The following is a 13,381-nucleotide window of genomic DNA, read 5'->3' as shown; positions in this document are numbered from 1 at the left end:
TTAAGTCTTTAATGCATGTTAAAAAGAGTAAGGTGTTAGTATGGGTGATTTTCAGAAGCTTAGTAAGAATATGGAAGATTACATTGAGGTCATGTACAATCTGCAAACAGATAAAGGAGTTATTAGGGGAATTGATATTGCTGAAGAACTTAATGTTAAACATCCCAGTGTTGTTGAGGCCGTAAACAAGCTTTCAAAAAAGAACCTGGCTTATCATGAAAAATATGGGAAAATAAAGTTAAGTGAAAAGGGAATAAAGATTGCAAAAGACATCATATACAAGCATGTTACATTAAAAAACTTTTTAAACATTTTAGATGTGGATAATGTGACTGCTGAGAAAGAAGCATGTGCAATGGAACATGTTTTAAGTAATTCTACAGTAAATAAACTTGAAAAGTTCACAAAGTTCGTTGGAATGCATAGAGATAATGGTCACTTTACAAAATCCTTCAATTATTACCAAAAGCATAATAAACTACCTGATAAAATCAAATGTAAACATTCATACTCAAATTGAATCAGGATAAAACAAGAAAAAATAGATTTCTGTTTTTTAAAGCATGAGTTAGTATGCGAACTGACAGTTTAAACAGCATAATATTATATCATAAGTCGATTTATATAAACAATAATATGACGGGAATATGGAAATTCGTATCAATTGAGGGAAAAGAGGTCCGTTTATTAACCCTGTTTGTTCTTCACTCCCTGAATGAAAAACCCAGATCAGGTTACGATCTGTTAAAGTTAATATCTGAAAGAACTGGTGGTGGTTGGACTCCCAGCAAAGGGACATTATATCCTCTTTTGAAGCAATTAGATGAAGAAGGGTTGATAGAGGTCTCATCCATTGGGAAACGGTCCAAAATCATTTATGACGTCACACCTCAGGGAAAAAAATTGTTGTTTACCCTCAGAAAGGTGAATAAAGAGTCTGAACAGAAATTTTCCAAGTTCAGAGAACTGTTCATGGAAATGTTTGGTGAAGAAAAAACAGTCCTCCAAGATCTAACTTTTAAAATACAGGAAACAGTGGGGAAAATTCCTCCACAAAAAGAGGAAGAAACTGTCAGGATCTTAGAAGAATGCATTTCGAACTTGAAGAAGATTGAATAAAAGATTTGTACTTTTTTTATTTAAGGGAATGGAAAATTTGTTAATGTGTGTTTAATGGGAAGCACACGATTTTTTTCTTTGTTATAATTTATACATAAAATTATTAGTTTATTTAATTTAATTATTACTTTAATTTTAATTGGCATATTTTTTAATACTTTTTTATAAAAAAGTATTTATAGTAGTTAAATCATAACTATTTTTATAAAAGTAGGAGGGGATTTATATGGACTATGAAGAGTTTAAAGAAATAGGTTGCTTCCACAACCACTAGATTTCCATAAAATTTTATTTTATTTTTTTATTTTTTTCAAATGAGGATTTTAAAGAGGAATTGACAATTTAACATCAACAGTATAAAGAGGGATAGTATATGTCATATACTCCATTTCTTTTAGTACTTCATATCACTGGTAACTGTAATTTGAATTGTGTATATTGTTATGCTGATTCGTATGAAAATGAAAATATGAAGTTGGAAGATGCTAAAGATGTTTTAAATCAGGCGAAAAATTTAGGCTCAAAACATGTGATTTTTACTGGAGGAGAATCTTTTATTTATCCGAATTTTCAGGAGATAATGAAATATGCTCATGAATTGGCCTTTGATATTCATATAACCTCAAATGGCTCTTTGATTAACAAAAAATGGGCTGATAAACTGAAATCCATGGATGTAAAAGTCACTATAAGTCTTGATGGTTCTTCTTCTGGAATAAATGATCCCTTAAGAGGAGATGGAACGTTTGATATGGCTTTGAACGCGATTGAAACTCTTGTAGATTATGATATTTATACTTCTATGCGGATGACTCTAGTGAAAGATAATGTAAGTGATGTATCTAATTATTTGGAATTTGCTATAGATAATGGTGTTAATCGTTGTATTATTGAACGGATGACCTTAATGGAGAATATGCCAGAATCAAAAATATTAGAACCTTCAATTGAAGATGTTGTTGCGGTTTTTAGAGTAATGTCTGAGTATCAAAACATTGATGGTTTATTAGTTGGGTCAAATGATCCTTTATGGCTTGTTTTCAGAGAGAAAGAGATCACCGAACATTTAAATAAAAATTATTTGTGTGGGGGGTGTACTGCGGGTGTGGCTGCTATTTCTGTTAATCCCGATCTAACTGTAACTCCTTGTCCCCGTTTACCTATTAATGCAGGAAATCTAAAGAAAGATTCTATGGAAGATATATGGAATGAATCCGAAGTTTTCAATAATCTGCGCAATAGGGATCTTTTTGAAGGATGTGTATCCTGTCGTTTCAAATATGTTTGTGGAGGATGTAGAGGATCTGCCTATGCACATGGATCTTATTTGGGTAAAGACCCACACTGTTGGAGGTTAATAGATGAATTGCGTAATGATGGCCACCGAATCATGTAATATAAGTTGTAAATACTGTTATATGGATGCAAATGGAAAAAATCATGATATAGAACCAATTGGTCCACTTTTAGACATAATAGAACATTTAGAATGCATAAAAATTGATAAATTAATAATAGGGGGTGGAGAACCTTTTTTAAGAGGAGATATATTCAAAATACTGAAAAAGAGTGTAGAAAGGATGCCAACATCTATACTAACTAATGGAACTTTAATAAATCAAAAATTAGTGGAAAAACTAAAACAAATTGGGATTCAAGGTTTAGGCATTAGCTTAGATTCACCATACCCTGAAGTTCACAATCAGTATAGGGATGGTTCATTTGACCTCGCAAATGAAGCCTTGAAACTTTGTGTTAAAGAAGAAATAGATGTTGATATGGGCGTATGTGTAACCAAAAAAAATTTTAAAGACTCTATAAAGCTTATTGAAATGGCGGAAAACATGGGTTTAAAATCTATTACATTTGAAGGACTTAATCCTGTTGGAAGGGCTAAAGAATTACATTCATTGGAATTAACGGCATATGAAACAGATTTTATTTTAAACACTATTAATGGTTATCTGAAGGATGAAAAACCGGATGTTGATGTTATAATTTTTTATCCTCAGTGGGTCCGATGGAAATCGAGTGCATCTGGTTGTGAAGCTTGTAAAGATCTTTTTAGTCTTTTACCAAATGGTGATATGTTAGCCTGTAGTAATTTACCAGTTATTTTGGGTAACATTCTAGAAGACGACTTTAATGATATATGGAATAGTAAATTGGCGGACTATATTCGGAATAAAAGGTTTGGTGGATGTAATGTTTGTGAATTTAAGGAGAAATGTGGGGGATGCCGAAGTCGAGCATATGGGACAGGAAATATTTTTGGAAGTGATCCTTCCTGTACATTAGCATATAAAAATAGGTGATCAAATTGATGGGGTTTTGGCATAAGTTGAGAGAGTTGTTAATTTTACCCCGTCCCCAATTATTTGCCATTCCTGCTGCAGCGGGAGTATGTGGTTTTATGATTACTTCGGCAAGTAATGATTTTTCTGGAGTTCTATTTACAACTTTGATTACAATTTTTGGATGGTCAGGAGGGCAAGTATTTAACGATTATTTTGATGCAGAATTTGACAGCATACATCATCCAGAGTGGCCTATTCCATCTGGAATTATATCTAAAAAGCTAGCTTTCATATATGGGGCTTTATTTTATATAATTAGTCTTTCAATAGCTTTTTATGTGAATATTTATTGTTTTGGGGCAACCATCCTAGCGATGATTTTTGCTACATTATATTCTAATGACTTGAAGCGAAAAGGAATTTATGGAAATCTTTTTTTTGGTTTCTCAGTAGCATCATGTGTTCTTATAGGGGCCGCTGTAAATGAAAATTTCTCTTACCTTGTTTTAGCAGTTATGGCAATATCTACGCTTATACACACCAGTGATAATATTATAGGAACATTTGCAGATTGGGAAGCTGATGCAAAAATGGGTTTTAATACTCTGCCTATTCAACTAAACCCTAAATTATCTACAATCATAGTCTTTGGCTTGATTTCATCTGCAAGCATAATAATTATGTTTCTCTGGAAATTGGGTTTGCCAGTCTCTTACCTTCCCTTAGCAGTTATTGCCATTATATCTTTAATAGGATCATCTACAATTGTTTTAAGGAATCCCGAGAAATTTTGTAGCTTAAGTGGCTTTTGGATAGTTTATTCATTCTTTATGGGGGAAATTTTGGTTTATATGTCTTTAATTACATTTTAGCAATCAAAAATATAAGTGATGAAAATGTTTAAGAATCTAATCCAACTTGCAGGTAAACGTAAGACAAAATTAATTGCATCATGTCTTATTTTAATGTTGAGTTCTATTCTATCTATAATACCCTTTCTCTTGATATACTGGCTCCTCCTTGAGTTCTTCAGCTCGACCCTTAATCAGGAACACATGTGGCAAATAGTTCTTATTCTACCGTTCATTTATGTTATTACATCAATTCTTCTTATTTATGCCTATGATTTATCTCACAGAGCTGCCTATGAAATTCTTTTTGATGTTAGAATTGAACTTGGAGAAAGGATGGTCCAATTACCTTTGGGGTACTTCAATGATAGGAATACAGGAGAACTGGAAACTATCATGAATGAAAATGTGGAACGCTTGGAGTTCTTCCTAGCACATCATCTTCCAGAAATAGTATCTACGGTTTTTATCACTATTTTTTTAGGAGTTCTTTTATTTATATTGGACTGGAGGATGGCATTGGCTTCTATTTCTCCTGTTCTTGTGGCTGTGGGGGTTATAGGTATTAGCAGTCGTAAATGGCCAGATATGGTGGAGAGTTTTTTGACTGCACAGTCGCAGGTTAACAGTACCATAGTGGAATATACACAGGGAATCAAGTTAATCAAGGCATTTAATCAGACAGCTAGATCTTTTCATAAATATCAGGAAAATATGGTAAAGTGGCGTGATAAGATGATTAGTTGGTCTACAGACACAGCCATTTCGTTTACTATATTTTATGCCCTTATCACATCCACTTTAGTGGTAATAGTTCCAGTTGGTTTATGGCTTTACCAGGAGAATGCAATCTCCCTGGAAATGTTTTTACTTTTCTTATTCATAGGTCCATTGTTCGGTGCATTTTTCACACGCATATATCAGTTCCTGCGATACTGGCTTGAAGAAACAGAGTGTATGAATAGAGTGAATGAATTACGCTACGCACCGGTTATCAGTGAAGGTGAAAAAGACAACATTCCTTCTAATTTTGACATTAATTTTAAAGATGTGAGTTTTTCTTATCAAGCGGATGAAGAAACTGTTTTGGATAAAATCAGTTTTCAAGTACAGAAGGGCACAACATGTGCGCTGGTGGGACCTTCAGGATCCGGTAAAACCACTATTGCTAGATTAATTCCTCGATTCTGGGATGTAAATGAAGGTGAAATTAAAATAGGGGAGTGGAATGTTAAAGATTTGCCATCGGAGAAGCTTTTATCCTATATTTCCCTTGTTTTTCAGGAGGTCTTTTTGTTCAATGATACTATCCTGGAAAATATTAAAATGGGAAATCCAAATGCAACGAAAGATGAATTAAAGGCTGCTGCAACCGCTGCTAGATGCGATGAGTTTGTGGATCAGTTGCCTGAAGGATATAATACAGTGATTGGTGAAAAAGGAGCTAGATTGAGCGGTGGAGAAAAACAACGCATATCCATTGCCCGCGCAATATTAAAAGACGCACCTATTATTATTCTTGATGAGGCTACTGCTTTTGTTGATCCTGAAAACGAAAACATCATCCAGGAAGCCATTAACCATTTAACCAGAAGTAAAACCGTCTTAGTGATTGCGCACCGCCTTTCCACCATCACCCATGTAGATCAAACCATTGTAATAGAAAACGGGAAGATTACGGAACAAGGAACCCATGAAGAACTGATGAAAAAAGAAGGACTCTATAAGAGAATGTGGAAAGCACACAACACAGCCCTAGGATGGGGAATCAGAAGGATGGAACATGTTTAGGGAAGCATTCTTCCTGGCAAAGGATAATGAAAAAAGATTGAAGTTAATCTTCTCTTTGATGACTTTAAGGGGTATAATCAAGATTATTCCTTATTTGATTCTTTACCTAATCATTCTCGAGATTCTTAGTCCCGGCATTGATATAGGTAAAGCTTTGGGCAGCATATCTAATATGAGTATAAATAGTATCCTAATATTGACAGCTTGCCTTGCCATAGTTTTCATTCTAATCAACGTCTGGGATCATTATTTAGGTCTTTTCGCCATGAAATCTGGCCATAAAATATGTTACGATATTAGAATGGATCTGGGTGATAAATTAAGAAAGTTGTCCCTGGGGTTTTTCACTGCCAAGTCTACTGGTGAACTCAACACAATATTAAGTGAATATGTATCAAGGATTGAGATGTTCATCTCCATTTCAGCACCGTATATCCTCTCAGCCATAGCATCTGCTTTCACAATGATGATCTTTTTTCTCTTTTTAGATTGGAGAATGGCTTTTGCCGCTGGATTTGCGATTCCTTTGGCTATAATAGCCTTTACCTACGCAGATAGGGTTGCTGTGAGGGTAACCAAAAAAAGAGAAGAATCTCTCCGTAAGACTAATTCTGTAATTGTGGAGTTTATTGAAGGAATGCCAGTTATCAAAATATTTAACCAAGTAGCACACAGATTTCGCAAATTTGAGGATACAATGAATGATTTCAGAGATAAAAATGTCCGGGCGGTTGTATCTATAACTGTTCCCAGCATAATTCTCCTTACATTCACTAGTCTTAGTATAGCTATTATTTTACCTGTTGGGTCATATTTCTACTTTGAGGGCACTTTGCCTTTAAGTACTCTGATATTTATCATAATAACTGCTCCAGCTTTTTCTGATTCGCTTGCACAATCTTTATTTGGGTATTTACACTCTAAAAGTCCTGAAGGCCAAGCTATAAAAAAAATCACGGAATTAATGGAGGAAAAACCTCTTTATGAGCCAGTAGAAGATGTAGGAATAAAAAATTTTGATATTGAGTTTAGAGGAGTGTCTTTCAGTTATGATACAGAATCAGTTCTCCATAATATAAACTTCAGGGTCCCTGAAAAAAGTGTAATGGCGTTTGTTGGGCCGTCTGGAGGTGGTAAAACTACAATAACTAGTCTGATTGCACGTTTTTGGGATGTGGATTTTGGTGAGGTAAGAATTGGAGGAAAAAACATTCAGGAGATAAAACTTGATACGTTACTCTCCTATATATCCATGGTCTTTCAGGAAGTCATTTTATTTAACGATACTGTTATGGAAAATATCCGGCTGGGACGTAAAGATGCTACTGATGAAGAAGTTGTCGCAGCCACTAAAGCAGCAAGGTGTCATGAGTTTATAAATCAGTTGCCTGAAGGATATAATACAGTGATTGGTGAGAAGGGAGCTAGATTGAGTGGTGGGGAGAAACAGAGAATTTCCATTGCCAGGGCTATTTTAAAGGATGCACCCATCATTATTCTTGATGAAGCTACTGCTTTTGTTGATCCTGAAAACGAGAACATCATCCAGGAAGCTATTAATCGTTTAACCAGAGGTAAAACCGTTTTAGTGATTGCACACCGCCTTTCCACCATCACCCATGTAGATCAGATCATTGTAATAGAAAACGGGAAGATTGTGGAACATGGGACCCACGAAGATCTGATAAGAAAAGAAGGACTCTATAAGAGAATGTGGAAAGCACACAACACCGCCCTAGGATGGAGGGTTTCATGAATGGTTTTCATAGTTCATATCAAATCTGTAATGATTTGGTATCCAACCAAATTAGAATCTCTGTAAAATAAATCGATGAAAGGTGTTATTTGATGAGTTTAGAAAAGATGATCAATAAGTCGATAAGTTATTTGATCAATAAACAGCGTCCTGATGGCTCAATCTATGATGAAACTGATTTTGATAATCTGTGGTCTACTGCGGCATATGTGATACTATTAAATCATCTAGGAATTGACAAAAAAAAGGATAAACTAAATGAGTGGATAATTAAAAATCAAAATCATGATGGTAGTTGGGGTTTAGATGAGACAAATTATTTTTCTTTGAATTTTCAAGATACTTTGATGGCTCTGGCAGCTGTGGATAGAAATATAGATAATAACAATTTGGATGCAGCAAAAAAATGGATTGAAACTTATACTGGTGAAAAACAACTCTCGCCATATGGAGAGATGTTTTTATCAATAAATGATGGTGATTGGGATGATATTTTCCATCAAAATTCTTCGCTGATCCTGGCTTCTTTTATGTTGTTCAATATGCCGGAAAAATTCGGCAAGATATTAGGCAAACTGCAGATGAAGTTCCCCAGATTATTTTCATGGAGTGTATATTTTTATCCTCTGCCTTGGGTAAGCAGCGCGATAACTCCTCTCCAACTCATATTCCTCTTGAAATCTCAAAAATTTGGTTTCATTCGTAAAAATTTGATCAAACGGATGGAACGTAAACTATTGAAAGATCAGTTGGAAAATGGGTCTTGGTTTGGCATTTCAGAATTTACACTTGCTTCAATTTATGCTCTTTATGAGTTGGGTTACGGTATAGATGGTTCCCAGATAAGTAAGGGGTTAAACTTCCTTGATAGTCTGATTGGAGTTGAAGGTGATCTAAACACAGTACAACTACCGGTATGGGAGACTTCTCTGGCTGTAATATCATTACTCGAGGCAGGAATTTCACCAACAGATCAGGTAATAGAAAATGCTGTCGAATTTTTGAAAAAAACTCAGATGGATCATGGTGGATGGCCATTTAGTTACTCTTGCCATCCTGACAATGATGATACGGCCTATGCAATTTTAGCCTTAAATAAGATTTCTTCGGGCAATAATAATGTAAAAAGTGTGATTACCAAGGGTATTGAGTTTCTTAGTCAAATGCAGAATGATGATGGAAGCTGGTCATTATATTGCAAAAATCAATGTCATGTTAAATATAAAATGGGAGATGAAATGTGGGTAGATGCCGGTTCCACTGACATCACGGGACATGTTCTTCAAGTTTTAGGTGAAACTGGTAATGAATCATCAAAATCTGTTAAAAAAGCAATAAAATGGTTAAAAGATAATCAGACAGACTATGGTTCATGGTGGGGTAGGTGGGGCCTTTGCTACACATACGGAACTAGTTGTGTTTTACAGGGATTAAAAAGTGTGGGAGTTGATCCTCAATCAGATTATGTTTTGAAAGCTATTGACTGGTTAAATGAAACCCAAAACTCTGATGGTGGTTGGGGAGAACATCATAGTAGTTATTATTCTGAAACACCAGTACTTGGGCCTAGTACAGTGGAACAAACTAGTTGGGCATTATCTTCATTGATAGATGTTAATGTTCCATCTGATCCTGAAATAACTGAAACCATAAAAAAGGGAATCTCTTTTTTAGGCAAGATTCAAAGGGAAGATGGAGGATTTCCAAGTTCATATTCAGCTGTTTCGGTTAGTTTCTGTAAATATAAATTATATTCTGCCGTATTTCCACTTTTAGCATTATCTAAGTTCAAAAAACAATTAAAAGAGGTTTAGGAAGGTGAACTAGATAGTGAATTGAAAACTATGATTAGATGTTTATTTTATTTAGTTATAAACAGAGGTTAAAAATGGAGAAGTTAATTAAATTAATAGAACTCATACGTCTCCCATTATTAGTGGTTCCTGCTGCTTTAGGTACTTGTGGAGTATACTTATCAGTTAATAATCCTGATCTTACATCATTGATTTTAGGGGCAATAATACCTAGTTTAGCCTGGGCTGGAGGATTGGTTTTCAATGACTATTTTGATATAGAGTCCGACAAATTAGCACACCCCCATAGACCAATCGCTTCAGGCATAATATCTACACAAGAAAGTTTGATTTATGGATCAGCTTTTTACATTCTCTGTTTATATCTTTCTTCTCTCGTCAGTATTTACTGCTTAGCAGTAAGTTTAGTAGTGATAATATTTAAAACAATTTATCCCTATTTAAGTTACATAAAGCGTGAGGGCATCCTTAGGAATTTATGTTTTGGAATAGCTGTTGGTTTTTGCATATTGGTCGGTTCTACTATTGGTAATAACATCTCAACATTGGCAATAGTTGTGACGATAATAGGAATTCTCATATATACGAGTGACAATATTATCGGGAGATTTCCTGACATAGAAGTTGACAAAAAAATGGGAGTACGAACATTGCCCATGCAGATCGGCTTGAAAGCAGCTTCGGTAATTGCATTTCTTTTGACAGTATTTGCAGCCTTTGGCACGATGTCGTTATGGTTATGGGGACTCCATCTTTCATATTTACCCACAGCTTTCATTGCTGTTATGTCATTGATATTGTTATCACTGGCACTTTTAGCAGATCCTGAAAGATTCCGCACAGACTCCTCGATTGTCTTTTTACGATATATGGGTCAACTATTACTTTGTATGTCTTTGATTATAGGAGTAACAGGAGGTGTTTAAACTTTAGAGTCTCAATTTCAGTTGGTTAGATAGGGGGTTGTTTTTTTGCAAATTCTCTGAGTGAGATTTGAGTTACAAAAATATAAGAAATAGACCCTGTATCCTAACATATTCGAAAAAAGTGCTTGTCATAATGGAAGTTTCTTGAAAAATAAGATCAATTATGAAGATTCTTTTTATACATCCTCCCGGTGAATGGACAATTGGCGAACAAATTGTTCCTCATAGTCCGTATGCTCCTCCTTTAGGCATCTTATATCTTTCAAAAATACTTGAACAAAATGGGCATGATGTACAGGTCATAGATTTTTGTGCTGAGCCATTGAATGAAAACAAATTAAAAAGAGAAATTCTTTCTTCTGATGCGGTAAGTTTGACTGTCCTTACTTCTGCACTTGAAAATTCTATAAAATTGTCTAAAATGGTACAAAAATTTGATAAAGATATTCCTTTGATTGTTGGAGGGCCACATTGTTCTCTTTATCCTAAACAATCGCTTTTGGACCTAAATGCAAAAGTAAGTGTTGAAGGAGAAGGTGAAGAAGTTATTCTGGATATTTTAGATGCTATAAATGGAAAAAAAGAATTTTGTGAAATTCCTGCTATTCACTATTTTAAAGAAGGGAAAATTAAGGATGGAAAACCTCCCAGAATTATAAAAAATCTTGATCTGATCCCATTTCCAGCTCGATATCATGTGAAAGATTACGAGTATGGTTACGTCCTTGGATCCAAGTTTGCAAAGGGAAATTTCACGGCGATAATCACAAGTCGAGGATGTCAGCATAACTGTAGATTCTGCGCGCGAAATTTTATAGGAATGAGTCAATATAGGGAGAGGTCTGTTGAAAATGTGATAAAGGAGATTAAGGAGGTTATTGAGGAAGGTTACGACTCTATCATGATATTAGATGATAATTTTTTGGGAAATCAGAAAAGAGTTCATAAAATAATGGATATGTTAAAAAGAGAAGATTTGAAGATAGAACTCTTACTTCAGGGTAGGTGTGATTCAGCAGAAAGGAGTATGTATAAAAAGATGAGGGATTCCGGTGTTAAAGGAATATATTTTGGAATAGAATCTGGCAATCAAGATATCCTTGATTTTTATAATAAAGGAACACAATTAGATGATATTCGTAGAGCGGTGAAATTAAGTAGGGAAATGGGTTTTTTTACAGTTGGTAGTTTTATATTAGGTGCACCATCCGAAACAAAACAGCATTTTGAAAATACAGTCCAGTTTTCAAAATCGTTACCTTTGGATGTAGTGGCCTTTTTCACATTAGAATATGCTGCCGGGTCTCGATTATGGGATAAGGCAGTTGCAGACGGTAAAATCGAGCCGAATGAGTATATGGTGCTTAGTGATTCACATAGGGGCTTGAGTGAATTCACTAAAGAAGAGATCGAAGCTTACTGTAAAACTGCACATAGGAGTTTCTATTTAAGACCTAAATACTGGGTAGACCAGATTATCCAATCCACAGCAACGAAAAATTTTCGTTTATTCAAAGCGATGATAAAGGTAGCAAAAGAAACTATGCGAAAAAAATTTGTGTCATTAAAGCCGATTAGCGAAGATTAATCTTTAATGGGAAGAAATTTAATGAAAATGAACTTTACCACTTATGATATTACCCGAATAGCCGTTTTTATAGCTATGCTTTTGATGGTGGATATGGTATGGCTAAACCCCTTTGTTGCTGTCATTATTTATGGGGTAGTGTATGGGATGATTTTAATCACCGCTGCTAGGGTAATTGGCAAAAAGGGTACAATTCTCATTATTGGAATCATCAACACAATTATTAATTTAGCTTTTGCTCAGATGTACGGGGGAACTTTGGCAGCATTTGCTTATTTGGCAGGTGCTATGGTTCTTGAAGGAATGTTGCAACTTTCAAGACCATATTGTGAAAACAGGAATATCGCAGTGATAGGGACTTTAGCCTATGGTCTTGTATCCAGATCATTTTATGTACTCATAATAATCTTTGTGTATAATTTGGTTTTACCAACCTGGTTAACTATGGGCGCAATTGCTTCCTTTGCCGTCACATTTCCGATAGGTGGTTTATTAGGTTATAAATTAGGAAAAAGATTAAAAAACGTTTCAGAATCTATGTAATGTTGTTTTTTTATTACCTTTTTGAAGCAAATAGGAGTAAAATTAATAATAAAAATTAAATAGAAAATATTATATTGAATAATTTTATACTAATTGTTGATAAGATTTTAATACTTTAAAATTATTAATAACAAAATTTTAGAGGATGTTGTAAAAAAATGGCTAAATTTCCATTCACCACACGAGATGTCACGCTTATGGCTGCATTTCTAGCGCTGCTGATGGTGACAGAGGTAGTATGGGTTCTTGGGACAGTTGTTGGTAATTTTGTTTATGGAATACTCTTCGGCGCAGTCCTTATAATCGCAGCAATAGTTGTAGGGAAGAAATATACTATCTTAACTCTGGGAATTGTAAAAACCATAATTGAACTATTTTTCGCCCCCATGTATGGTGGCACTCTCATGGCATTAAGTTATCTGGCTGGTGCCATAGTCCTGGAGGCAATTTTGCAGCTCTCAGAACCATATGCAGCCAGTAATAAAATGAATATAATTGGTGCAACCCTATATGCTTTTTCCAATAGGCTGGCTTCCATGTTGATATTGATATTCATCTATGGGATGACCTTACCAGGATACATCATTGTAGCTTATATAGTTATAAACATGGTAACTTTCGCTATTGGAGGATTTTTAGGGAATAAAATTGGAATTAAAGTTAAAGGTACATTGGAATCAGTCTGAAGGTGTTTGG

12 protein-coding genes are annotated in these 13,381 nt (G+C 34.8%); all 12 read left to right on the top strand.

What is annotated here, in order from left to right; all coding sequences use genetic code 11:
- The first annotated feature begins 40 nt into the window (after positions 1 to 40).
- The 12 genes from J2743_RS06690 to J2743_RS06635 all read left to right on the top strand — a co-directional run bounded on the left by J2743_RS06690 (position 41) and on the right by J2743_RS06635 (position 13,371).
- Positions 41 to 520 (top strand): metal-dependent transcriptional regulator, encoded by a 480-nt coding sequence (locus tag J2743_RS06690; RefSeq protein WP_209625807.1) that lies wholly within the window; start codon positions 41 to 43, stop codon positions 518 to 520.
- A gap of 53 nt (positions 521 to 573) precedes the next feature.
- Positions 574 to 1,119, top strand: coding sequence for a PadR family transcriptional regulator (locus J2743_RS06685; protein ID WP_209625806.1), 546 nt, complete (start codon positions 574 to 576; stop codon positions 1,117 to 1,119).
- 373 nt (positions 1,120 to 1,492) lie between these two features.
- Complete coding sequence (locus tag J2743_RS06680; protein WP_209625805.1) at positions 1,493 to 2,515, top strand: radical SAM/SPASM domain-containing protein; 1,023 nt, start codon at positions 1,493 to 1,495, stop codon at positions 2,513 to 2,515.
- A complete protein-coding gene (locus tag J2743_RS06675) occupies positions 2,481 to 3,434 on the top strand; it encodes a radical SAM/SPASM domain-containing protein (RefSeq protein ID WP_209625804.1) in 954 nt (317 codons plus the stop codon). The genes J2743_RS06680 and J2743_RS06675 overlap by 35 nt, the downstream gene beginning before the upstream one ends.
- Positions 3,435 to 3,442: 8 nt before the next feature.
- Entirely contained in the window at positions 3,443 to 4,288 is an 846-nt protein-coding gene (locus tag J2743_RS06670) for a UbiA family prenyltransferase (RefSeq protein WP_209625803.1), read from the top strand.
- A 24-nt stretch (positions 4,289 to 4,312) separates the two neighbouring features.
- Positions 4,313 to 6,058 (top strand): ABC transporter ATP-binding protein, encoded by a 1,746-nt coding sequence (locus J2743_RS06665; RefSeq protein WP_209625802.1) that lies wholly within the window; start codon positions 4,313 to 4,315, stop codon positions 6,056 to 6,058.
- Positions 6,051 to 7,814: an ABC transporter ATP-binding protein gene (locus J2743_RS06660; RefSeq protein WP_209625801.1), complete on the top strand. Its 1,764-nt coding sequence runs from the start codon at positions 6,051 to 6,053 to the stop codon at positions 7,812 to 7,814. Before J2743_RS06665 ends, J2743_RS06660 begins: the two co-directional genes overlap by 8 nt.
- 92 nt (positions 7,815 to 7,906) lie before the next feature.
- Positions 7,907 to 9,628, top strand: a complete 1,722-nt coding sequence (locus J2743_RS06655) for a prenyltransferase/squalene oxidase repeat-containing protein (RefSeq protein ID WP_209625800.1) — start codon at positions 7,907 to 7,909, stop codon at positions 9,626 to 9,628.
- A gap of 74 nt (positions 9,629 to 9,702) precedes the next feature.
- The gene (locus J2743_RS06650; RefSeq protein ID WP_209625799.1) at positions 9,703 to 10,554 is read left to right on the top strand and encodes a UbiA prenyltransferase family protein; all 852 of its coding nucleotides are present in this window, start codon (positions 9,703 to 9,705) and stop codon (positions 10,552 to 10,554) included.
- Positions 10,555 to 10,717: 163 nt separating this feature from the next.
- Positions 10,718 to 12,142 (top strand): B12-binding domain-containing radical SAM protein, encoded by a 1,425-nt coding sequence (locus J2743_RS06645; RefSeq protein ID WP_209625798.1) that lies wholly within the window; start codon positions 10,718 to 10,720, stop codon positions 12,140 to 12,142.
- A 21-nt stretch (positions 12,143 to 12,163) separates the two neighbouring features.
- Positions 12,164 to 12,685: a hypothetical protein gene (locus J2743_RS06640; protein WP_209625797.1), complete on the top strand. Its 522-nt coding sequence runs from the start codon at positions 12,164 to 12,166 to the stop codon at positions 12,683 to 12,685.
- A gap of 158 nt (positions 12,686 to 12,843) precedes the next feature.
- Positions 12,844 to 13,371, top strand: a complete 528-nt coding sequence (locus J2743_RS06635; RefSeq protein WP_209625796.1) for a hypothetical protein — start codon at positions 12,844 to 12,846, stop codon at positions 13,369 to 13,371.
- Positions 13,372 to 13,381 lie beyond the last annotated feature (10 nt).

It is taken from the genome of Methanobacterium petrolearium (assembly GCF_017873625.1).
GTDB classification, from domain to species: domain Archaea; phylum Methanobacteriota; class Methanobacteria; order Methanobacteriales; family Methanobacteriaceae; genus Methanobacterium; species Methanobacterium petrolearium.
The sequence above is the reverse complement of the archived record's forward strand: the minus strand, read 5'-3'. Positions and strand labels throughout refer to the sequence as shown.